General features: G+C 40.5%; 1 protein-coding gene. It reads left to right on the top strand.

Annotated elements, in window-relative coordinates:
* Positions 1-162 precede the first annotated feature (162 nt).
* Entirely contained in the window at positions 163-2,604 is a 2,442-nt protein-coding gene (locus ACFIL8_RS06825; RefSeq protein ID WP_375649746.1) for a DNA translocase FtsK 4TM domain-containing protein, read from the top strand.
* Positions 2,605-2,636: the final 32 nt, after the last annotated feature.

Below are 2,636 nucleotides of genomic sequence, written 5' to 3'. Positions count from 1 at the left end.
ATATGAAGTGATTAGAAGGTAGAACGCGCTAGATAAGAAGTCGGATTGTTTACAGGCGATTTGTTTACAAATCGGCACAGAGTTTAAGCTTCATTCTTTTTTAAGAGAGAGAGGGAGTTATAACTCTTTAAAATATGAAAGTTTTGTATTTGGAATTGATAGATGCACCGAAGTTCTTCTCCTTATGATTCATTAGAAGTGCGAAATTCTCAAGGTTCGCGTCTTATTGAGATGTTTTTACGTCAGATAGGAGTATTTATTGGGCTCGGGCTTTTGGGCTTTATTATTTTTTGTGTGTTTGCTTTGGCGACGTGGAATGTTGCGGACCCATCTTTAACTCATGCAAGTACAAATGAGGTTACAAACCTTATGGGGTGGATGGGGGCAATTTTTTCAGATTTTATTATGCAGTTTTTTGGCTTGGCAAGTCTTTCTGTTTTGTTGCCACCGTTATTTTGGTCTTTTCTCTTGTTGGCGCAAAAGAATATCTACAATTTGACTTTGCGCTTTTTTTTATGGGTGCTATCAACGATTTGTTTTTTAATTGCTTTTGCCCTTATGTCACCTGTTGCTTCTTTTACTTATTGGCCATTGCCAATGGGATTGGGAGGGGTTTTAGGAGATAAAGTTTTAAGTGTTGCTTCTTCAGTCTTTCCTCTTTTTCTTTCTCCTCCTTACACGGTGTTTTTCAGTGTTGTTTTTATTCTTTTAGGTTTTTTCACCGCTGCTTTTGCTGGTAATGTGATATGGCGGCGTCGAACAAAGAAAAGAAAAGAAAAAAGCATTCCAAAAGACGAAATCGTTAATCCAGTCTTTGAGTTGGAAGAAGATACGGAATATGCCGCAGAGGAGGATCGTGAAAATCATGGTTTTTTTGCGACAACTTGTGGCGCTCTTTTGCATCTTTTTTATTTTTTACAAGCGCGTTTTTTTCGTTTATTCTGTTTCAAAAGGCGTTTTCAGAGTAAAGGGCAAGGAAAGCCATTTGATCGGATTGAGCCAACTTTTTTAGGTGAAAAAGTAAAGTGTGAGGAAAATCAAAATAAAGCCTATGTTTCTCCTGTTAAAAATCGAAAGTCTTTAACAGCTTCTTCAAAGGGTGGTTTTGTTCTTCCTCTTGTAGATTATCTTTCGGTTCCACCACCGTCTGTTAAGGATGCAAAACTTTCTCCTGCTGTTTTAAGAGCAAATTCTCAGGAGCTTGAAGGGGTTTTGTTAGATTTTGGGGTCAAAGGCAAAATTATAGATGCTTGTCCTGGACCGGTGGTAACTTTGTATGAATTTGAACCGGCTGCAGGCATTAAGTCTTCCCGTATCATTGGTTTGGCAGATGATATTGCACGCTCGATGCGTGCGATTTCGGCGCGTGTTGCGGTGGTTCCAGGACGTAATGTTATTGGAATAGAATTGCCCAATGCAAAGCGTGAGATGGTTTATTTACGAGAAATGTTGCAGGCGCAAGAATTTATTGACAGCAAAGCAAAGCTAGGACTTGCTTTGGGTAAGACAATCGGGGGGGAAGCTGTTGTTGCAGATTTAGCAAAAATGCCCCATCTTTTGGTTGCTGGTACAACAGGATCGGGAAAGTCTGTTGCTATCAATACAATGATTTTATCATTGCTTTATCGTATGACACCTGAACAATGTCGTCTCATTATGGTGGACCCGAAAATGCTTGAGCTTTCGGTTTATGATGGCATTCCCCATTTATTAACACCCGTGGTGACGGATCCTAAAAAAGCCGTGATTGCTTTAAAGTGGGCTGTTCGTGAAATGGAAGAACGCTATAGTAAAATGTCAAAACTAGGCGTTCGTAATATTGATGGGTTTAATGCACGTCTTAGGGAAGCTGCAAGTCAGGGAGAGACAATGGTTCGGACAATTCAAGTTGGATTTGATCGTGAGACTGGTGAGCCTCTTTATGAAACGGAAACACTTGATTTTAGTCCTATGCCCTATATTGTTGTCATTATTGATGAAATGGCTGATTTGATGATGGTTGCTGGTAAAGATATTGAAGGAGCGGTTCAACGTTTAGCACAAATGGCACGTGCTGCCGGTATCCATGTAATTATGGCGACACAGCGTCCTTCTGTCGATGTTATTACTGGGACGATCAAAGCCAATTTTCCTACACGTATTTCTTTTTCTGTGAGTTCAAAAATTGATAGCCGAACAATTTTAGGCGAACAGGGGGCCGAGCAATTATTGGGACAAGGAGATATGCTCTTTATGATGGGAGGAGGACGTATTCAGCGTGTGCATGGGCCTTTTGTTGCGGATGATGAAGTGGAGCAGGTTGTTGCGCATCTCAAAGCGCAAGCACGACCGGATTATTTAGAAACAATTACGCAAGAAGTTGAAGAGGATGGTGCTGATGTTTCTTTGTCTTCTCCTTCAGAAGATGATCCCTATAGTCAAGCTGTTGCTATTGTGCTTCGTGATCGTAAGGCTTCGACCTCTTATATTCAACGCCGTTTAGGCATTGGTTATAACCGCGCTGCGACATTGATTGAGAGGATGGAAGAAGAAGGTATTATTAGTCCAGCAAATCACGCAGGGAAACGAGAAATTTTAGTGCCTGCTGAAGAAGAGCGCTTTTGAAAAATCTTTATAGTTGTTTTTTATAATACCTT

Source organism: Bartonella sp. AP57NXGY (genome assembly GCF_042195805.1).
Classification (GTDB): Bacteria; Pseudomonadota; Alphaproteobacteria; order Rhizobiales; family Rhizobiaceae; genus Bartonella.
The sequence above is the reverse complement of the archived record's forward strand: the minus strand, read 5'-3'. Positions and strand labels throughout refer to the sequence as shown.